The organism is Pseudomonas sp. S3_B11 (genome assembly GCF_054667715.1).
In genome coordinates this window covers 5,491,749-5,512,753 of the sequence record NZ_CP162749.1, presented here as the reverse complement: position 1 = coordinate 5,512,753, position 21,005 = coordinate 5,491,749, and the positions used below count along the sequence as shown (strand labels likewise).

Genomic DNA, 21,005 nt, shown 5'->3' with positions numbered 1-21,005 from the left:
TGAAAAATTTCATGCCGCTCAGCAGCCCTTAAATCACAAGGCTTTCAGCCAATTCGCCAGCGGTTTCTGAATATCGTCTCCAACAAGTTGGCCGCTTGATTGCATATGCTTGTACATACAAGTAAAGACGTATGCGTATGAGTCTCCGATATTCAACGCAACGTTCGCTAAATCGCTGCCCACTGCCCGGGCTGGTCTGGATTGATCGCTGAGGAGTTTTTGCTGTGACCGACGCTACCCGCAAACCCGAAAAATACCGTGACGTTGAAATCCGTGCCCCTCGCGGTAACACGCTGACCGCCAAGAGCTGGCTGACTGAAGCGCCGCTGCGCATGTTGATGAACAACCTCGACCCGGAAGTGGCCGAGAACCCCAAGGAACTGGTGGTCTACGGTGGCATTGGCCGCGCGGCGCGCAACTGGGAGTGCTACGACAAGATCGTCGAAAGCCTGACCAACCTGAACGACGACGAAACCCTGCTGGTGCAATCCGGCAAGCCGGTGGGCGTGTTCAAGACCCACAGCAACGCCCCTCGCGTGCTGATCGCCAACTCCAACCTGGTGCCGCACTGGGCCAGTTGGGAGCACTTCAACGAACTCGACGCCAAGGGCCTGGCCATGTACGGCCAGATGACCGCCGGCAGCTGGATCTACATTGGCAGCCAGGGCATCGTGCAAGGCACTTATGAAACCTTCGTCGAGGCCGGTCGCCAGCACTACGACTCCAACCTCAAGGGTCGCTGGGTCCTGACCGCCGGCCTGGGCGGCATGGGCGGTGCGCAGCCCTTGGCCGCTACCCTGGCCGGTGCGTGCTCGCTGAACATCGAATGCCAACAGGTGAGCATCGATTTCCGCCTGAAAACCCGCTACGTCGACGAGCAAGCCAAGGACCTCGACGACGCCCTGGCGCGCATCGAGAAATACACTGCCGAAGGCAAGGCGATTTCCATCGCGCTGTGTGGGAACGCTGCCGAGATCCTGCCGGAAATGGTCCGTCGTGGTGTGCGCCCAGACATGGTCACCGACCAGACCAGCGCCCACGACCCACTCAACGGCTACCTGCCGGCCGGTTGGACCTGGGACGAATATCGTGCCCGCGCCAAGACCGAACCCGCCGCCGTGGTGAAGGCCGCCAAGCAATCGATGGCCGTCCACGTCAAAGCCATGCTGGCCTTCCAGAAAATGGGCGTGCCGACCTTCGACTACGGCAACAACATCCGCCAGATGGCCCAGGAAGAGGGCGTCGAAAATGCCTTCGACTTCCCTGGTTTCGTCCCGGCTTATATCCGTCCGCTGTTCTGCCGCGGTATCGGCCCGTTCCGCTGGGCTGCGCTGTCCGGTGATCCGCAGGACATCTACAAGACCGACGCCAAGGTCAAGGAACTGATCCCTGACGACGCCCACCTGCACAACTGGCTGGACATGGCCCGCGAGCGCATCAGCTTCCAGGGCTTGCCGGCACGTATCTGCTGGGTTGGCCTGGGCCAACGCGCCAAGCTGGGCCTGGCATTCAACGAGATGGTGCGCAGCGGCGAATTGTCGGCCCCGATCGTGATCGGCCGCGACCATCTGGACTCCGGTTCCGTGGCCAGCCCCAACCGTGAAACCGAATCCATGCAGGACGGTTCCGATGCGGTTTCCGACTGGCCGTTGCTCAACGCCTTGCTCAACACCGCCAGTGGCGCGACCTGGGTTTCGCTGCACCACGGTGGCGGCGTCGGCATGGGCTTCTCCCAGCACTCGGGCATGGTGATCGTCTGCGACGGTACCGACGAAGCGGCCGAGCGCATTGCCCGCGTGCTGCACAACGATCCGGCCACGGGCGTGATGCGTCATGCCGATGCCGGTTACCAGATCGCCATCGATTGCGCCAAGGAACAGGGGCTGAACCTGCCGATGATTACCGGCAAATAAACCGGGCCCCCCTGTGGGAGCGAGCTTGCTCGCGATAGCGGTGGATCAGTACCGGTTCCGTCTACTGACACGCCCTCATCGCGAGCAAGCTCGCTCCCACAGGAGTGCGGCGCAATTGAATTGCAGAACAATCCACAGAGGTTGAACCATGGCTGTCACCAGCACACGTGCAAGCAGCAAGCCGTTGATCGAGAAACGTTCGATCGACTACATCCCGGAAACGGAGAGACACGGCCGATTGTTGAGCCAGTTCACCCTCTGGATGGGGGCCAACCTGCAAATCACGGCAATTGTCACCGGCGCATTGGCGGTGGTGCTTGGCGGTGATGTGTTCTGGTCGTTGATCGGTTTGCTGATCGGCCAACTGCTCGGCGGTGGCGTCATGGCGTTGCATGCCGCGCAAGGGCCCAAGCTTGGCCTGCCGCAGATGATCTCCAGCCGGGTGCAGTTTGGTGTGTATGGCGCGGCCATCCCGATCGTGCTGGTGTGCCTGATGTACTTGGGTTTCACCGCAACGGGAACCGTGCTTTCCGGCCAGGCGCTGGGCCAGTTGTTTGGCGTCAGCGACAGTGTCGGCATCCTCATTTTCGCCAGCGTCATCGTGCTGGTCACGGTGCTCGGTTATCGGGTGATTCACTTCATTGGCCGTGTCGCCAGCATCATTGGTGTGATCGCCTTCGTTTACCTGTTCGCTCGTCTGATGAGCCAGACGGACGTTGGCGCACTCTTGCAAATCCGCCATTTCAGCTGGAGCAGTTTCCTGCTTGCGGTGTCGCTCGCGGCATCCTGGCAGATCGCCTTCGGCCCCTACGTGGCGGACTATTCGCGTTACCTGCCGAGCAAGACTTCTTCGGTGAAAACCTTTTTTGCCGCGGGCGCCGGTTCAGTCATCGGCGCACAGGTGGCGATGATCCTCGGCGTGTTTGCCGCGGCCTCGGCCAATGGGCAATTCGCCGGTCACGAAGTGGCCTACATCGTGGGCCTGGGGGGCACCGGTGCCACCGCCGCGCTGCTGTATTTCAGCATCGCATTCGGCAAGGTCACCATCTCCACGCTGAACTCCTACGGCAGCTTCATGTGCATCGCGACCATCATCAGCGGTTTTCGTGGTCACCTGAACGTAACGCGCTTGCAACGTCTGGTCTTCGTGCTGGTCATCGTCGGCGCTGCGACGCTGATCGCGCTGCTCGGCCAGCACTCGTTCCTCGGCGCGTTCAAGTCCTTCATCCTGTTCTTGCTGGCGTTCTTTACGCCTTGGAGTGCGATCAACCTGGTGGACTACTACTGCATCACCCGCGAGCGCTATGACGTGCCGGCACTGGCCGACCCGAACGGTCGCTACGGTCGTTGGAACGCCCTCGGCATCAGCGTCTATGTCTTCGGCGTACTGGTTCAACTGCCATTTATCGCCACCAAGTTCTATACCGGTCCGCTGGTGGCAGCCATGGGCGGTGTGGATATTTCCTGGATCATCGGTCTGGTGGTTCCGGCGGCGCTGTATTACGTCGTCGCCAAGAAGTGGCACAGCGCTGTACCCGATCAATTGATCCTGCCAATCGAGCAGGACACGGTTGACGCACAACCGAGCAGGGCGGGCCGCATTCAAGCGGTCTGATGGGACGTTGACAGGGCTGGATGCCTATTGACTGCCGTAAGCCAATCCAACTGATTAGGAGCGTCACATAATGAAGTCGAACAAGACCCTGCTGACCACATTGCTTTCCATGGGCCTGCTGGCCAGCGCTGGCGCCACACAAGCGGCGGGTTGGTGCGAGTCGGGTAAACCGGTGAAGTTCGCCGGCCTGAACTGGGAAAGCGCCATGCTGCTGACCGACGTCCTGCAAGTGGTGCTTGAAAAAGGCTACGACTGCAAGACCGACAGCCTGCCAGGCAATTCCATCACCATGGAGAACGCCCTGAGCAGCAACGACATCCAGGTATTTGCCGAAGAGTGGGTCGGCCGCAGTGAAGTCTGGAACAAGGCCGAGAAGGCCGGCAAGGTAGTCGGCGTCGGTGCCCCGGTCGTGGGTGCCATCGAAGGCTGGTACGTGCCGCGCTACGTGGTGGAAGGCGACGCCAAGCGCAAGCTCGAAGCCAAGGCACCAGGCCTGAAGAACATCGCTGACCTGGGCCAGTACGCCGCCGTGTTCAAGGACCCGGAAGAACCGTCCAAGGGCCGCTTCTATAACTGCCCGGCCGGCTGGACCTGCGAGCTGGACAACAGCGAAATGCTGAAAAACTATGGCTTGGAAAAAACCTACACCAACTTCCGTCCAGGTACCGGCCCAGCGCTGGATGCGGCAGTGCTGTCGAGCTACAAGCGCGGCGAGCCGATCCTGTTCTACTACTGGTCGCCAACGCCGCTGATGGGCCAGGTGGACCTGGTGAAACTGGAAGAAAAACCGGGCGTGGATAAAAGCGTGAGCATCAAGGTCGGCCTGTCCAAGACCTTCCACGACGAGGCACCTGAATTGGTGACGGTGCTGGAAAAGGTCAACCTGCCGATCGATATCCTGAACCAGAACCTCGGGCGCATGGCCAAGGAACGAATCGAGTCGCCGAAACTGGCGAAGATCTTCCTGAAGGAACATCCTGAAGTCTGGCACGCCTGGGTAAGCGAAGACGCTGCCAAGAAAATCGACGCGGCTCTGTAGGTCGAATACTTCCCGGCCAACCGTAGGGCTGGCCGGGACGTTCACCGCATCCACTTGATCGAGAGTCTCTTATGTTTCCCGAAAGCTTTACCTTCTCCATTGCCGATTGGGTCAACGGTTGGGTCGACTCCCTGGTGACCAACTATGGCGATGTGTTCCGGCACATCTCCGACACCCTGCTGTGGGCCATCGTCAATCTCGAAGGCCTGCTGCGCATGGCGCCCTGGTGGCTGATGCTGGCTATCGTCGGTGGCATCGCCTGGCACGCCACCCGCAAGGTCGTCGCCACGGCGGTGATCGTCGGCCTGCTGTTTCTGGTGGGCGCGGTGGGCCTGTGGGACAAGCTGATGCAGACCCTCGCGCTGATGCTGGTGGCGACGCTGATCTCGGTGTTGATCGGCATTCCGCTGGGCATTCTCTCGGCACGCAGCAATCGCCTGCGTTCGGTGCTGATGCCGTTGCTGGACATCATGCAGACCATGCCGAGCTTCGTGTACCTGATTCCGGTGTTGATGCTGTTCGGCCTGGGCAAGGTCCCGGCGATTTTCGCCACGGTGATCTACGCCGCGCCGCCACTGATTCGCCTGACTGACCTTGGCATCCGCCAGGTGGACGGCGAAGTGATGGAAGCCATCAACGCCTTCGGCGCCAACCGCTGGCAACAGCTGTTCGGCGTGCAACTGCCCCTGGCCCTGCCGAGCATCATGGCCGGGATCAACCAGACCACCATGATGGCCCTGTCGATGGTGGTCATCGCCTCGATGATCGGCGCCCGTGGCCTGGGTGAAGACGTGCTGGTGGGCATCCAGACCCTCAACGTCGGACGCGGCCTGGAAGCCGGGCTGGCGATCGTGATTCTCGCCGTGGTCATCGACCGCATTACCCAGGCCTATGGTCGTCCTCGGCACGAGGTGAGCAAATGAGCAACGCAGCCATCAGCAAGATCGAAGTCAAGAATGTCTTCAAGATTTTCGGCAATCGCTCCAAGGAGGCCCTGGAGCTGATCCGCCAGAACAAGACCAAGGACCAGGTGCTGGCCGAAACCGGCTGCGTGGTCGGCGTTAACGACTTGTCGCTGAGCATCGGCACCGGTGAGATTTTCGTGATCATGGGCCTGTCCGGTTCCGGCAAGTCCACGTTGGTGCGCCATTTCAACCGGCTGATCGACCCTACCAGCGGCGCGATCCTGGTGGACGGCGAAGACATCCTGCAACTGGACATGGACGCCTTGCGCGAATTTCGCCGGCACAAGATCAGCATGGTGTTCCAGAGCTTCGGCCTGCTGCCCCACAAGAGCGTGCTGGACAACGTCGCCTATGGCTTGAAAGTGCGCGGCGAGAGCAAGCAGGTGTGCGCCGAGCGGGCATTGCACTGGATCGATACCGTGGGCCTGAAGGGCTACGAGAACAAATACCCGCACCAGCTCTCCGGTGGCATGCGCCAGCGTGTCGGCCTGGCCCGGGCCTTGGCGGCGGACACCGACATCATCCTCATGGACGAAGCCTTCAGCGCCCTCGACCCACTGATCCGCGCGGAGATGCAGGACCAGTTGCTGGAACTGCAAAAGACCCTGCACAAGACCATCGTGTTCATCACCCACGACCTCGACGAGGCCGTGCGCATCGGCAACCGCATTGCGATCCTCAAGGACGGCAAGCTGATCCAGGTCGGCACGCCTCGGGAGATCCTGCACTCGCCGGCGGATGAGTATGTCGATCGGTTTGTGCAACGGCGGGCGGCGGTGGTTTGAGGGATTTGTGGTGGCTGGGCTGGCGTCATCGCGAGCAAGCTCGCTCCCACAAGGGGGCCTCCTTTGTTCACACATTTTGTGTCCAAAGGAAATCCCTGTGGGAGCGAGCTTGCTCGCGATAGGGCCGGCAAAGCTGCATCAATGTTCAAGTTGCAAGCATGAGGTTGAAGATGTCCCAGGCTGAAAAAATCGTAATCACCGGCGCCCCGCTGCGCTGGCAGGAGGTCGTCGCCGTCGCGCGCTTCGGCGCTGTGCTCGAGCTGTCGACCCAGACCTGGGCGCGGATCGACAATGCCCAGGCCATCGTCCAGCGCATCGTCGCAAGCGGCGAGCGCGCCTATGGCGTCAACACCGGCCTGGGGGCCTTGTGCAATGTTTCGCTCAAGGACGAACAACTCAGCCAACTGTCGCGCAACACCCTGCTCAGCCATGCCTGTGGCGTCGGTGCGCCGCTTTCCGATGAGCAGACCCGGGCGATTATCTGCGCCGCTATCCTCAACTACAGCCAAGGCAAGTCCGGCATCCATCGCCGGGTGGTCGAAGCGCTGCTGGCCCTGCTCAATCGCGGCATCACACCGCAAGTGCCGTCCCAAGGTTCGGTGGGTTACCTGACCCACATGGCCCACATCGGCATCGCGCTGCTGGGCGTCGGCCAGGTCAGCTATCGCGGGCAGATAATCCCGGCGCAACAGGCCCTGGCCGCAGAGAGTTTGCAACCGGTGCAACTGGGGGCCAAGGACGGTCTGTGCCTGGTCAACGGCACGCCGTGCATGACCGGTCTGAGCTGCCTGGCCCTGGCCGATGCGACGCGGTTGGTGCAATGGGCCGATGTGATCGGCGCCATGAGTTTCGAGGCCCAGCGCGGGCAGATTGCCGCGTTCGATGCCGACGTCATTGCCCTCAAGCCGCACCCGGGCATGCAGCAGGTCGGCGTCAACTTGCGGGCACTGCTGGATGGCAGCGAAGTCATCGCCGCGAGCCTGGGCATTCGCACCCAGGACGCCTTGAGTATCCGCTCGATTCCCCAGGTGCACGGTGCGGCTCGCGACCAGTTGGCCCACGCCCGGCAACAGATCGAAACCGAACTCAACGCGGTGACCGATAATCCGCTGCTGCTGGGTACACCGGAGAACTTCCGGGTCATGTCCCAGGCCAATCCCCACGGCCAGTCGGTGGCGCTGGCGGCAGATCTGCTGGCGATTGCCATGGCTGAGATCGGCTCCATCGCCGAGCGTCGCCTCGACCGCTTGATCAATCCCCACGTCAGCGGCCTGCCGGCCTTCCTGGTGGCCAACCCCGGGGTGAACTCGGGGATGATGATCGTGCAATACGTCGCCGCGTCGCTGTGCGCGGAAAACAAGCAACTGGCGCAACCGGCGGTGCTCGACAATTTCGTCACCTCCGGGTTGCAGGAAGACCATCTGAGCATGGGCACCAACGCGGCCCTGAAGCTGCACCGGGCGCTGGAAAACTGCACGCAGATCCTCGCCATCGAATACCTGCTGGCCGCCCAGGCCTTTGAGTTTCTCAAGGCCCAGCGTTTCGGCGCCGGCACCGATATCGCCTGGAAACTGCTGCGCGAACGCGTCCCGGCCTATGACCAGGACCGCTGGCTGGCGCCGGACATCGCCAGTGCCGCCGGCCTGCTCAAAGACCCGAACGTGTTGCACCGCGTATTACCGAATTTGAATTGATCAAAAAAGCGCCAGCGTGCCAAGGCACCTCTTGCCCACAAGGCATCGCCCAAAAAGCGAAGGTGACGGATAACGGAACATTCCGGAGCGACTGGCGGGTGAAAACAAAACTCTCAAAAGGAGCAATACATGACTGCCTTAAACCTGATTCCCGGCCAATTGAGCCTGGCTCAATTGCGTGACATCTATCAGCAACCCGTGACCTTGAGTCTCGACGCCAGCGCGTCGGCGCAGATCGAAGCCAGTGTTGCCTGCGTTGAGCAGATCCTTGCCGAGAACCGCACCGCCTACGGCATCAACACCGGTTTCGGCCTGCTGGCCTCGACCCGTATCGCCAGCGAAGACCTGGAAAACCTGCAGCGCTCCCTGGTGCTGTCCCATGCCGCCGGGGTGGGCGAGCCGATCAGCGATGCGCTGGTGCGGCTGGTCATGGTGCTCAAGGTCAACAGCCTGAGCCGGGGTTTTTCCGGCATCCGTCGGCAGGTGATCGATGCGCTGATTGCGCTGATCAATGCCGAGGTCTACCCGCACATTCCGCTCAAGGGTTCGGTCGGTGCGTCCGGTGACCTGGCGCCACTGGCCCACATGTCCCTGGTGCTGCTGGGCGAAGGCAAGGCCCGCTACAAGGGCGAATGGCTGCCGGCCGTCGAGGCGCTGAAAGTGGCTGGCCTCGCGCCGCTGACCCTGGCCGCCAAGGAAGGCCTGGCGCTGCTCAACGGCACCCAGGTCTCCACCGCGTTTGCCTTGCGTGGCCTGTTCGAAGGCGAAGACCTGTTTGCCGGTGCCCTGGCCCTGGGCGGCCTCACGGTGGAAGCGGTGCTCGGCTCGCGTTCGCCATTCGATGCACGCATCCATGCCGCCCGTGGCCAGAAAGGCCAGATCGACGCCGCCGCTGCCTACCGCGATCTGCTGGGCGAGCGCAGCGAAGTTTCCGATTCGCACCAGAACTGCGACAAGGTCCAGGACCCGTACTCCCTGCGCTGCCAACCGCAGGTGATGGGCGCCTGCCTGACCCAGTTCCGCCAGGCCGCCGAGGTGCTGGTGATCGAGGCCAACGCGGTGTCGGATAACCCGCTGGTGTTCGCCGCCGAGGGCGACGTGATTTCCGGCGGCAACTTCCACGCCGAACCGGTGGCGATGGCGGCCGACAACATGGCCTTGGCGATTGCCGAGATTGGCTCCCTGAGCGAGCGACGCATTTCGTTGATGATGGACAAGCACATGTCGCAACTGCCGCCGTTCCTCGTCGCCAATGGCGGAGTGAACTCCGGCTTCATGATCGCCCAGGTCACCGCTGCGGCCCTGGCCAGTGAAAACAAGGCGCTGTCCCATCCCCATTCGGTGGACAGCCTGCCGACGTCGGCGAACCAGGAAGACCACGTTTCCATGGCCCCGGCTGCCGGCAAGCGTCTGTGGGAAATGGCCGAGAACACCCGTGGGATCCTCGCGGTGGAATGGCTCGCGGCTTGCCAGGGGCTGGACCTGCGCGGCGGTTTGAAGACCTCCGCGAAGCTGGAGCGGGCCCGGGGTCTGCTGCGTGCGCAAGTGCCGTTTTATGAGAAGGATCGCTTCTTTGCGCCGGACATCAATGCGGCCAGTGAATTGCTGGCGAGTCGGTGCCTGAACGAATTGGTCACGGCGCAGTTGTTGCCGAGCCTGTAAGGGCCTCATCGCGAGCGAGCTCGCTCCCACACTTATTTGGGGTACACCCTGACCCTTGTGGGAGCGAGCTTGCTCGCGATTCGATTTTGAATGCGACGAGGAAACCGGGATGAAAACCCTCTGGCAAAACTGCCACGCCGCCACCATGGCCCAGGGCGTCTACTCGATCATCGAAGACGCCGCCATCGTTACCCTGGGCGAGCACATCCAATGGATCGGCCCGCGTGCCGAATTGCCGACGGGTGACTACCCGGCGGTCAACGACCTCAAGGGCGCCTGGGTCACCCCGGGGCTGATCGACTGTCACACCCACACGGTATTTGGCGGCAACCGTAGCGGTGAGTTCGAGCAGCGCCTGCAAGGCGTCAGCTATGCGCAGATCGCCGCAGCCGGTGGCGGCATCGCCAGCACGGTGCGCGCCACCCGCGCCGCCAGTGAAGACGAACTGTTCGCCAGCGCCGCCAAACGCCTGGGAAACCTGATGCGCGACGGCGTGACCACGGTGGAAATCAAATCCGGCTACGGCCTGGATCTGGCCAGCGAGCGCAAGATCCTGCGGGTCATCCGCCGCCTCGGCGCCGAGTTGCCGGTCAGCGTGCGCAGCACCTGCCTGGCGGCCCACGCCTTGCCACCGGAATACAAGGATCGCGCCGACGACTACATCGAGCACATCTGCACCGAGATGCTTCCGGCCCTGGCGGCCGAAGGACTGGTGGATGCGGTGGATGCCTTTTGCGAATACCTGGCGTTTTCCCCGGCGCAGGTCGAGCGGGTGTTTATCACCGCGCAACAACTGGGGCTGCCAGTGAAGCTGCACGCCGAGCAGTTGTCGTCGCTGCACGGTTCAAGCCTGGCGGCGCGTTACCAGGCGCTGTCGGCCGATCACCTGGAATTCATGACCGAGGACGATGCCAAAGCCATGGCCGAATCCGGCACCGTGGCAGTGCTGTTGCCGGGCGCGTTTTATTTCCTGCGCGAAACCCAATTGCCGCCCATGGAAGCCCTGCGCAAGCACGGTGTGAAAATCGCCGTGGCCAGCGACCTCAACCCCGGCACCTCGCCGGCGTTGTCGTTGCGCCTGATGTTGAACATGGCCTGCACCTGTTTCCGGATGACCCCGGAAGAAGCCCTGGCGGGGGCGACGATTCATGCGGCCCAGGCCTTGGGCATGGCTGACACCCACGGTTCGCTGGAAGCCGGCAAGGTCGCGGATTTTGTCGCCTGGCACATCGACCGCCCGGCCGACCTGGCGTACTGGCTCGGTGGCGATCTGGAAAAACGCGTCGTGCGCCACGGCGTGGAAATCGATTGAGGAGAATGGTTGTGGAGAAGGTCCTGAATTTCAAGCAAGGGCGCGTGCCGCTGTTGATCAGCATGCCTCACGCCGGCCTGCGCCTGACCCCGGCGGTACAGGCCGGGTTGATCCCCGAGGCCCAGAGCCTGCCAGACACCGACTGGCACATCCCAAGGCTCTACGAGTTCGCCGCCGAACTGGGCGCCAGCACCCTGGCCGCGGAGTACTCGCGGTTCGTCGTCGACCTGAACCGCCCCTCCGATGACAAGCCGATGTACGTCGGCGCCACCACCGGTTTGTACCCGGCGACGCTGTTCGATGGCGTGCCGCTGTTTCGCGAAGGGCTGGAACCGTCGGCCGAGGAGCGGGCGATGTATCTGCAACAGGTCTGGATGCCTTACCACCAGGCGCTGCAGCAGGAACTGGCGCGGCTCAAGGCCGAGTTTGGCTATGCCTTGCTGTTCGATGCCCATTCGATCCGTTCGGTGATCCCGCACCTGTTCGACGGCAAGCTGCCGGACTTCAACCTCGGCACGTTCAACGGTGCCAGTTGCGACCCGACCCCGGCCAGCCAGCTCGAAGCCATCTGCGCCCGTCACGGTCAGTTCACTCACGTGCTCAACGGGCGGTTCAAGGGCGGACACATCACCCGGCACTACGGCAACCCGGCCGAAGACATCCACGCGGTGCAACTGGAACTGTGCCAGAGCACCTATATGGAAGAGTTCGAACCGTTCAACTATCGCGCTGATTTGGCGGCGCCGACTCAGGTGGTGCTCAGGGAATTGCTGGAAGGCTTCCTGGCGTGGGGACGGCAGGCTTACAAGAAATAAAGATCTAGCCATGACTTCTGTGGCGAGGGGACTTATCTGTGGGAGCAAAGCTTGCTCGCGATACAGGCGCCGCTGTTTCAGAGAGACCGCGTTGTTTTCATCGCGGGCAAGCCTTGCTCCCACAGTCTCCCTCGCCACAAGTTTATGTACTCTGGTTCCTTGGAATGGGAACTGTCGCCATTGTGCAAAACCGAGTCGCCACAGTTCATCTTCAGCCCCTCGGCGCTGCGTAATGTTTTGGGCACGGTGCAGCAAGACACCGACCTACAATAATCCGCTGCCGCACGAGACCTTCCCGATGAAAAGACTGTTCAAACGCTGTCTGTCGATCCTCTGCGGTACCACCCTCTTGAGCGTCGGGGCGATGGCCGCCGAGCCGGCGTCGTGCCAGACCGTGCGCATGGGCGTGGTCAACTGGACTGACGTGATCGCCACCAGCGGCATGGCCGATGTGTTGCTCACCGGGCTGGGCTACGACAGCAAGCAGACCAGCGCCGTGCAGCAGATCATCTTCGCCGGCATCCGCGATAAGCGTCTCGATATTTTCCTGGGCTACTGGAAGCCGGCGATGGACAAGAACATCGCGCCGTTCCTGGCGGCCAACCAAGTGAAGGTATTGGACAAGCCGAGCCTGGCCGACGCCCAGGCCACCCTGGCTGTTCCAGATTACGTGGCGGCGGCGGGGCTCAAGACCTTCGCCGACATTGCCCGGTTCAAGGATCAACTGGGCGGCAAGATCTACGGGATCGAGCCGGGCAGCGGTGCCAACACCACCATCAAGACCCTGATTGAAACCAACCACTTCGGCCTGAAGGACTTCAAGCTGATCGAATCCGGCGAGGCGGGCATGCTGGCCGCGGTGCAACGGGCGGTGAATCGCAAGGAGTTCGTGGTCTTCGTCGGCTGGACCCCACACCCGATGAACATCAACATGAACATCACCTACCTGACCGGCAGCGAGGATGTCTATGGCCCGAACGAAGGCGCCGCGACCGTCTCCACCGTCACCGCGCCGGACTATGCCCAGCGCTGCCCGAACGTGAACCGCTTGCTGGAAAACCTCACTTTCACCGCCGCCCAGGAAAGCCAGTTGATGGTGCCGATCATGGAGCGCAAGACGCCCCAGGACGTCGCCCGGCAATGGTTGCGCGATCATCCCGAGGATTTGCAGAAGTGGCTGGCCGGAGTCACCAGCTTCGACGGCAAGGATGGCGTGGCGGCGGTGCAGGCCAGTCTCAAGAATTGACCTGCCTGGCTGTGGCGGGGTGATTTATCTGTGGTGGCTCCCACATTTCAATAGGTGGTGTTCTTCATGGCCTCATATCCACTCTCAGAACAGATGTCAGCCTTCATCGACAGAATCCTGAGCTTCACCAGCCCGGACGACAGCCTCGCCAGTTCGCGCCAGGGCTACAGCCAAATGTGCCGGGCGTTCACCCCGGCATGCCCGCCAACACTGGCCATCGAGGATTTCGAGTTGGCCGGTGTGGCTGCGCGCGCCTATCACCCACGGGGCGCCGCGCCACCCACCGGCTGGCCGTGCATCCTTTATCTGCACGGCGGTGGTTGGGTGGTGGGGGACCTGGACTCCCATGACTTCATCTGCATGGAGCTGGCGGCTGCCCTTGGTGCGCTGGTGGTGGCGGTGGATTATCGGCTGGCCCCAGAGCATCCGTTTCCAGCCGGGTTGGACGATTGCCTCGCCGTGTGGCGTCATCTGGCAGCCGCGCCCTTTGCCATCGACCCGCGTCGCCGGCTGGTGGTCGGAGACAGTGCCGGCGGCAATCTCGCCGCTGCGTTATGCCTGGCCTTGCGTGATGCCGGGCAAGCGCTGCCCCGGGCCCAGGTGCTGATCTATCCGGCGCTCGGTGGCCTGGCAACGCTACCCTCGCGCCGCGAATGTGCCGACGCGCCGCTGTTGAGCAGCAGCGATCTGGACAGTTATCACACCCTCTACCTGAACGGCGCCCAACCGTCCCTCCTCGCCATGCCGTTGCTCGCCGATCATCTGGACGGTCTTCCACCAGCGCTGATTGTCGTTGCGCAATGGGACCCGCTGCGCGACGACGGTGTCCTTTATAGCGAGCGGCTGAACGCCGCAGGGGTAGCCTCTGTGTTGTACATGGGCGAAGGGTTGGTCCACGGCTGCCTGCGCGGTCGGGGGCAGGTGCCGGAGGTCGATCGGCTGTATCGCACGCTGCTGGCGTACCTGGCTGACATGCTTTGACTGCGCAGGGGACATGCTCATTAAGGTAATTCGGGTTTATGATGCCGGACGGCAGACTAAATAGACGTCCCTACAGGGATGACTCGACCCCTTACGGAGCGCGCAATGCAGACTTTGTACCCGCAGATCAAACCCCATGCCCGGCACGATCTGGCTGTCGATGACACCCACACGCTCTATGTCGATGAAAGCGGTTCCCCGGAAGGCCTGCCGGTGGTGTTCATTCACGGCGGCCCGGGTGCTGGCTGCGATGCACAGAGCCGCCGCTACTTCGATCCGAACCTGTACCGCATCGTCACTTTCGACCAGCGCGGCTGCGGTCGGTCCACCCCCCATGCGAGCCTTGAGAACAACACCACCTGGGATCTGGTCGAAGACCTGGAGCGCATCCGCAAGCACCTGGGTATCGAGAAGTGGGTGCTGTTTGGCGGTTCCTGGGGCTCGACCCTGGCCCTGGCCTACGCCCAGACTCATCCAGAGCGGGTACACGGCTTGATCCTGCGTGGGATCTTTCTCTGCCGCCCGCAGGAAATCGAATGGTTCTACCAGGCCGGCGCCAGTCGCCTGTTCCCCGACTATTGGCAGGACTACATCGCACCGATCCCGTTGGACGAGCGCGACGACCTGCTCAGCGCTTTCCACAAGCGCCTGACCGGCAACGATCAGATCGCCCAGATGCACGCGGCCAAGGCCTGGTCCACCTGGGAAGGTCGCACCGCGACCCTGCGTCCGAACCCACTGGTGGTCGATCGCTTCTCCGAGCCGCAGCGGGCGCTGTCGATCGCCCGGATCGAATGCCACTACTTCACCAACAACGCTTTCCTCGAACCCAACCAGTTGATTCGCGACATGGGCAAGATCGCCCATTTGCCGGGCGTCATCGTGCATGGCCGCTACGACGTCATCTGCCCGCTGGACAATGCCTGGGAGCTGCATCAGAACTGGCCCAACAGCGAACTGCAGGTGATTCGCGACGCTGGTCACGCCGCTTCGGAGCCGGGGATCACCGACGCACTGGTTCGCGCCGCTGCGCAAATGGCCCGGCGCCTGCTCGACCTGCCGCCTGAAGAAGCATGAAGGGGCTGTTGCAACGAGTTCGCTGCGCGCGGGTCGAAGTATCAGGCGAGATCATTGGCGCCGTGGATCAGGGCTTGCTGGTGTTGGTGGCTGTCGAGCCCGGGGATACCCGGGCCAGCGCCGACAAACTCCTGCATAAGCTGCTTAACTATCGAGTGTTCAGCGACGCCGACGGCAAGATGAACCTGTCCCTGGCGGATGTCGGTGGTGGGTTGCTGCTGGTGTCGCAGTTCACCTTGGCGGCCGACACCAAAAGTGGTTTGCGCCCGAGTTTTTCGACAGCCGCACCTCCGGCCCTGGGAGAAGAGTTGTTCAACTATTTGCTCACCCAGGCGAAACAGGTGCATGGCACTGTGGCATCAGGTAGATTCGGCGCCGACATGCAAGTGCATTTGGTCAATGATGGCCCGGTAACCTTCCTGTTACAGGTCTGAAAGCGTTTGAAACATCTTTTCGGGCCTGTTTCGAGGCAAAACTGGGAGTTTTCTCGATAAATACTTTGCTACCCCTGATGCGTTGTCACGCGGGCTACTAGATAATCGCGCGCTACGGGGGATCAGCGTTCGCTGGTCCATTTGACTTAGGTAGAGACTTGTCCTGGACCGTTTGGGGAATCATTTTGTCCCATCGGAGTCGGAACAATGCTCGCCAACTTGGCAAGAGTGGTCCGCAGGAACGGTTTTTCAGTGCCGTTACCGTGCAGATACTTTATCTGGCCGTTGGTTTTTTGATCAGTTTTCGGCGAGGGTTGCTCGTGATTGTTAGTCCCTGTAATGCACCAAAAATGACTGCCAAACGGTTGAGAAGCGCCCTGGTAACGGGCTCGGCTCTGTTGTGCCTGTTCGGCGCGGGCCAACTGTGGGCATTCAGCCTGGATGATGTATCGGCGAAGGCTCAAGAACTGGCCGGGCAAAAATACGAAGCCCCGCGCAGTAATCTGCCGAACGAATTCCGCGAAATGAAATTCGCTGACTATCAAAAAATCCGTTTCCGCACCGAAAAAGCCGAATGGGCCGACCAGAAGACACCGTTCAGGCTGTCCTTCTATCACCAGGGTATGCATTTCGACACACCGGTGAAGATCAACGAAATCACCGCGACCACCGTCGAAGAGATCAAGTACGACCCGTCGCGCTTTGATTTCGACGATGTGAAATTCGATCCCAAGGCCACTGAACAGCTGGGTTACGCGGGTTTTCGCGTGTTGTACCCGATCAACAAGGCTGACAAGCAGGACGAGATCATGACCATGCTGGGCGCGAGTTATTTCCGCGTCATTGGCAAGGGCCAGACCTACGGTTTGTCCGCCCGCGGCATGGCCATCGACACCGCGTTGCCATCGGGTGAAGAATTCCCGCGCTTTCGCGAGTTCTGGATCCAACGTCCGAAGCCGACCGACAAGCACCTGGTGATCTTCGCCCTGCTGGATTCGCCACGCGCCACTGGCGCTTATCGCCTGACCTTGCGTCCGGGCACCGACACCGTGGTCGACGTGAAGTCGCGCATGTTCCTGCGTGACCGCGTGACCAAGCTGGGTGTGGCTCCATTGACCAGCATGTACCTGTTCGGCGCCAACCAACCGTCCAAAGTGCTGAACTACCGTCGCGAACTGCACGACTCCAGTGGCCTGTCGATCCATGCCGGTAACGGCGAGTGGATCTGGCGTCCGCTGAACAACCCGAAACACCTGGCCGTGAGCAACTTCTCGGTAGAAAACCCGCGTGGTTTCGGCCTGTTGCAACGTGGGCGCGACTTCAGCCATTACGAAGACCTGGACGACCGCTACGACAAGCGTCCAAGTGCCTGGATCGAACCGAAAGGCGATTGGGGCAAGGGCTCCGTGGACCTGGTAGAGATTCCGACCGCCGACGAAACCAACGACAATATCGTTGCCTTCTGGAGCCCGGAAAAACTGCCTGAGCCAGGCCAGCCGCTGGACTTCAGCTATCGCCTGCACTGGACCCTCGACGAAGCCAGCCTGCACTCGCCGGACAGCGCCTGGGTCCAGCAGACCCTGCGTTCCACCGGTGACGTGAAACAGTCCAACCTGATCCGTCAGCCGGACGGCAGCGTGGCCTACCTGGTGGATTTCGAAGGTCCGTCCCTGCAAGCCCTGCCGGAAGACGCCGATGTGCGTAGCCAGGTAAGCGTCGGCGAAAACGGCGAGATCGTCGAGAATAGCGTGCGCTACAACCCTGAAACCAAGGGCTGGCGCTTGACCCTGCGGTTGAAGATCAAGGATTCGAAACAGGCCACCGAAATGCGTGCGGCGCTGGTCCGTCCATTGACGCCTGTCGAAGCCCCGGCCACCGCGCACTCCGTGACCACGACCCTGGCCAAGGCCGACAAAGTCGCCCGCCAGCAGACCGAAAAAGAGCTCGCGAACGAAAAAGCGAAAGACGAAGCCAAGGCCGTCAAGGCGGCAGACGCCGCTGTTGAACCGACCCCAACCCAGCAGGAACCGGAACCGACTGAACAAGTCTTGACCGAGACCTGGAGCTATCAGTTGCCAGCCGATGAGTAATACTTCAGTACAGCCAGAGACGCTCAGCGAGTACCTGGCCCATTTGCCCATGACCGACGAGCAGCGCGCCGAACTGGCGGGCTGCAAGTCCTTCAGCGAATTGCACGAACGCCTGTCGTCTTCGACCTTCGACGAGCCCGCCGAGGCGGCGCACGCCTCGGTGGGCCGCCGGCTGACCCTGAGCACCGCCGAAGAGCTCGAAGACGCCGAGATGCTGGGGCTCGACACCAGCGGTCGGGTGTGCCTGAAAGCCACGCCGCCGATTCGTCGGACCAAGGTCGTACCGGAGCCATGGCGCACCAATATCCTGGTGCGTGGCTGGCGGCGCCTGACCGGTCGTACCAACCCGCCGAAGCCGCCCAAGGATGAGCGCGTGCTGCCGCATGCACGCTGGCGTACCGTGGGCTCGACCCGTCGCTACATCCTGCTGATATTGATGCTCGGCCAGACCATCGTCGCTGGCTGGTACATGAAAGGCATCATGCCGTACCAGGGCTGGTCGTTCGTGGACCTGGAAGAAGTCCTGCACCAACCGCTGTTGCAGACCGCCACGCAAGTGCTGCCGTATGCGCTGCAAACCAGCATCCTGATTCTGTTCGGGATCCTGTTCTGCTGGGTCTCGGCAGGTTTCTGGACAGCGTTGATGGGCTTTCTCGAATTGCTCACCGGTCACGACAAGTACCGCATTTCCGGTGCCAGCGCCGGCAACGAGCCAATTCCCAAGGACGCCCGCACAGCGCTGGTGATGCCGATCTGCAACGAAGACGTGCCACGGGTATTCGCCGGTTTGCGCGCAACCTTCGAGTCGGTGGCCGCCACCGGTGATCTGGATCGTTTCGACTTCTTCGTGCTCAGCGACAGTAACGAAACCGATATCTGCGTGGCCGAACAACAGGCCTGGCTTGACGTCTGCCGTGAAGCCGGTGGCTTCGGCAAGATCTTCTATCGCCGCCGTCGCCGTCGCGTGAAGCGCAAGAGCGGCAACCTCGACGACTTCTGCCGTCGTTGGGGCAGCGACTACAAGTACATGGTCGTGCTCGACGCCGACAGCGTCATGAGCGGTACGTGCCTGACCAGCCTGGTGCGCCTGATGGAAGCCACGCCGGACGCCGGCATCATCCAGACCGCGCCACGGGCCTCGGGCATGGACACGCTGTATGCGCGCATGCAGCAGTTCGCCACCCGGGTATACGGTCCGCTGTTCACCGCCGGCCTGCACTTCTGGCAGTTGGGTGAATCCCACTACTGGGGCCACAACGCGATCATTCGCATGAAACCGTTCATCGAGCACTGCGCCCTGGCGCCGCTGCCCGGTAAAGGCGCGTTCGCCGGTGCCATCCTGTCCCACGACTTCGTCGAAGCTGCGCTGATGCGTCGTGCCGGTTGGGGCGTGTGGATTGCCTATGACTTGCCGGGCAGCTACGAAGAGCTGCCGCCGAACCTGCTGGACGAACTCAAGCGTGACCGTCGCTGGTGCCACGGCAACCTGATGAATTTCCGGCTGTTCCTGGTCAAGGGCATGCACCCGGTGCACCGTGCGGTGTTCCTGACCGGCGTGATGTCCTACCTGTCGGCGCCGCTGTGGTTCTTCTTCCTGGTGCTCTCCACGGCGCTGCTGGCGGTGAACACATTGATGGAGCCGCAGTACTTCCTCGAGCCGCGCCAGCTCTATCCGTTGTGGCCACAATGGCACCCGGAAAAAGCCATCGCCCTGTTCTCCACCACCATCGTGCTGCTGTTCCTGCCCAAGCTGCTGAGTATCGTGTTGATCTGGGCCAAGGGCGCGAAGGAGTTCGGTGGCAAGTTCAAGGTGACGCTGTCGATGCTCCTGGAGATGCTGTTCTCCATGCTGCTGGCGCCGGTGCGGATGATTTTCCACACCCGTTTCGTGCTTGCCGCATTCCTGGGCTGGGCTGCAACCTGGAACTCGCCACAACGTGACGACGACTCCACGCCATGGAGCGAAGCGGTCAAGCGCCACGGTCCGCAAACCTTGCTGGGCTTCTTCTGGGCCTTGCTGGTGATCTGGCTGAACCCGAGCTTCCTGTGGTGGCTGGTGCCGATTGTCGGTTCGCTGATGCTGTCGATTCCGGTATCGGTGATTTCCAGCCGCGTGGGCCTGGGCTTGAAGTCCCGTGATGAAAGCCTGTTCCTGATCCCTGAGGAATACGCACCGCCACAGGAACTGCTGTCGACGGATCAGTACACCCATGAAAACCGTTGGCATGCGCTCAAAGACGGTTTCATCCGGGCGGTGGTCGATCCGCAACAGAACGCCTTGGCGTATGCGTTGGCAACCTCGCGTCACGGCAAGGCCGAGCCGATCGAATGGCTGCGGGTCGAACGTGTTCGTCACGCCTTGAAGGCCGGCCCTGCCGGTCTCAGCAACGCCGAGCGACTGGCTCTGCTGAGCGACCCGGTGGCCCTGTCCCGCCTGCATGAGCAGGTCTGGAGCGAGGGTCATCCCGAGTGGCTGGCGGCGTGGCGCGAATCGATCAACGCTGATCCTCATGCTCCGTTGTTACCGCTTCAGCCGTTGAGCGCACAGCCTCAAGTGGCCTGATACTGATACGCAAAAAGCCCCGCTTCTGGAAGGAAGCGGGGCTTTTTGTTGGGCGCTATTTCAGTATTTGAACGCTGCCCGTGGCGAGGTCAGGACTGTGTATTGACGTTGTCCAGTACCCGATTCGCCAACAAACCACTCAGCTCGATCAGTTGTTGAATACCAAGGGCAATATGGCGTCGCGAGCCTTTCAGGTCGAATGCAAGGTCGCTGACCATGGCATTGGCTGAGGCCAGGTTTTCGCTGAGGTTGGCCAACAGGCTTTCGGTGTCGATGCCGTCGACGACGGTGAAGAGCTGGCCCGGCGGCTGTTTATCTTCGGGGTTGGGCTGTTTGGGCTTCAGGTAGTAATCGAGCGCGCGGTCGGTGGCTTCCTGGAGTTTCTTGGGGTCGGTTTCTGGTTCTGGTGGATTGGGTGTGACCTTGTGCATGGTTGACGCTCCTTGATTGATGGAGCCGCCAGACATCGCTGCTAAACGAAAAGGGTGGCGACTGTGCGCGGGTTAGCAGACCAGGAATCAAGGAACCCGGCGCACCGAAGTGCCCCACGCACAGCCGCCATAAAGCGGACCTGCGTGCCTTGATATTGTGCCGAGCTGCTAAACCCGATCGCTGAACTGACAGCGACCCGCAAACGTTAGAGCCCAGGGCCAAGGCGCACAAGCCGGCGGATTCTGGCGTAGTTGTAGGCAATGGCGCAAGGCTGTGTAGCCCTGTGCTGAAGGGCTGATCTTTGTATGTATATCCGTTATTTAGGTAACGGCTGCTTATGGTTCCGCTCTTACAGCGGGTCACTTTCGAAAAGCCCGGAAGC

General features: G+C 61.7%; 16 protein-coding genes. 15 read left to right on the top strand and 1 reads right to left on the bottom strand.

What is annotated here, in order from left to right:
• Nucleotides 1–224 precede the first annotated feature (224 nt).
• The 15 genes from hutU (at nt 225) to mdoH (ending at nt 20,191) form a co-directional block, all read left to right on the top strand.
• On the top strand, nt 225–1,913 hold the full coding sequence (gene hutU / locus AB4O22_RS24695; RefSeq protein ID WP_003196887.1) for a urocanate hydratase: 1,689 nt from the start codon (nt 225–227) through the stop codon (nt 1,911–1,913).
• Between the two features lie 148 nt (nt 1,914–2,061).
• Nucleotides 2,062–3,528, top strand: coding sequence for a purine-cytosine permease family protein (locus AB4O22_RS24690; protein ID WP_223471080.1), 1,467 nt, complete (start codon nt 2,062–2,064; stop codon nt 3,526–3,528).
• 70 nt (nt 3,529–3,598) lie between these two features.
• A complete protein-coding gene (locus AB4O22_RS24685) occupies nt 3,599–4,567 on the top strand; it encodes an ABC transporter substrate-binding protein (RefSeq protein WP_223471079.1) in 969 nt (322 codons plus the stop codon).
• A 71-nt stretch (nt 4,568–4,638) separates the two neighbouring features.
• Entirely contained in the window at nt 4,639–5,490 is an 852-nt protein-coding gene (locus AB4O22_RS24680; RefSeq protein ID WP_003196893.1) for an ABC transporter permease, read from the top strand.
• Entirely contained in the window at nt 5,487–6,317 is an 831-nt protein-coding gene (locus AB4O22_RS24675) for a quaternary amine ABC transporter ATP-binding protein (protein ID WP_003196894.1), read from the top strand. The genes AB4O22_RS24680 and AB4O22_RS24675 overlap by 4 nt, the downstream gene beginning before the upstream one ends.
• A 170-nt stretch (nt 6,318–6,487) precedes the next feature.
• Complete coding sequence (gene hutH, locus AB4O22_RS24670; RefSeq protein ID WP_223471078.1) at nt 6,488–8,011, top strand: histidine ammonia-lyase; 1,524 nt, start codon at nt 6,488–6,490, stop codon at nt 8,009–8,011.
• A gap of 129 nt (nt 8,012–8,140) precedes the next feature.
• Nucleotides 8,141–9,673, top strand: a complete 1,533-nt coding sequence (gene hutH / locus AB4O22_RS24665) for a histidine ammonia-lyase (protein ID WP_003196898.1) — start codon at nt 8,141–8,143, stop codon at nt 9,671–9,673.
• Nucleotides 9,674–9,782: 109 nt separating this feature from the next.
• Nucleotides 9,783–10,985, top strand: coding sequence for an imidazolonepropionase (gene hutI / locus AB4O22_RS24660; protein WP_460097355.1), 1,203 nt, complete (start codon nt 9,783–9,785; stop codon nt 10,983–10,985).
• Between the two features lie 11 nt (nt 10,986–10,996).
• Nucleotides 10,997–11,800 carry an N-formylglutamate deformylase gene (gene hutG / locus AB4O22_RS24655; RefSeq protein WP_003196902.1) on the top strand — a complete coding sequence of 268 codons (804 nt, stop codon included), beginning with the start codon at nt 10,997–10,999 and terminating at the stop codon, nt 11,798–11,800.
• A 298-nt stretch (nt 11,801–12,098) separates the two neighbouring features.
• On the top strand, nt 12,099–13,046 hold the full coding sequence (locus AB4O22_RS24650) for a choline ABC transporter substrate-binding protein (RefSeq protein ID WP_013692081.1): 948 nt from the start codon (nt 12,099–12,101) through the stop codon (nt 13,044–13,046).
• A 66-nt stretch (nt 13,047–13,112) separates the two neighbouring features.
• Nucleotides 13,113–14,027, top strand: coding sequence for an alpha/beta hydrolase (locus AB4O22_RS24645; protein WP_460097354.1), 915 nt, complete (start codon nt 13,113–13,115; stop codon nt 14,025–14,027).
• Nucleotides 14,028–14,132: 105 nt separating this feature from the next.
• On the top strand, nt 14,133–15,104 hold the full coding sequence (pip, locus tag AB4O22_RS24640; protein WP_003196909.1) for a prolyl aminopeptidase: 972 nt from the start codon (nt 14,133–14,135) through the stop codon (nt 15,102–15,104).
• Nucleotides 15,101–15,538, top strand: a complete 438-nt coding sequence (gene dtd / locus AB4O22_RS24635) for a D-aminoacyl-tRNA deacylase (protein ID WP_003196911.1) — start codon at nt 15,101–15,103, stop codon at nt 15,536–15,538. The genes pip and dtd overlap by 4 nt, the downstream gene beginning before the upstream one ends.
• Before the next feature lie 350 nt (nt 15,539–15,888).
• The gene (locus AB4O22_RS24630; protein ID WP_209311659.1) at nt 15,889–17,628 is read left to right on the top strand and encodes a glucan biosynthesis protein G; all 1,740 of its coding nucleotides are present in this window, start codon (nt 15,889–15,891) and stop codon (nt 17,626–17,628) included.
• Nucleotides 17,621–20,191 carry a glucans biosynthesis glucosyltransferase MdoH gene (gene mdoH, locus AB4O22_RS24625; protein WP_223471069.1) on the top strand — a complete coding sequence of 857 codons (2,571 nt, stop codon included), beginning with the start codon at nt 17,621–17,623 and terminating at the stop codon, nt 20,189–20,191. Before AB4O22_RS24630 ends, mdoH begins: the two co-directional genes overlap by 8 nt.
• A gap of 89 nt (nt 20,192–20,280) precedes the next feature.
• On the opposite strand, the gene AB4O22_RS24620 is transcribed toward mdoH, so the two are convergent.
• A complete protein-coding gene (locus AB4O22_RS24620) occupies nt 20,281–20,622 on the bottom strand; it encodes a DUF6124 family protein (protein ID WP_013692083.1) in 342 nt (113 codons plus the stop codon).
• Between the last annotated feature and the right edge of the window lie 383 nt (nt 20,623–21,005).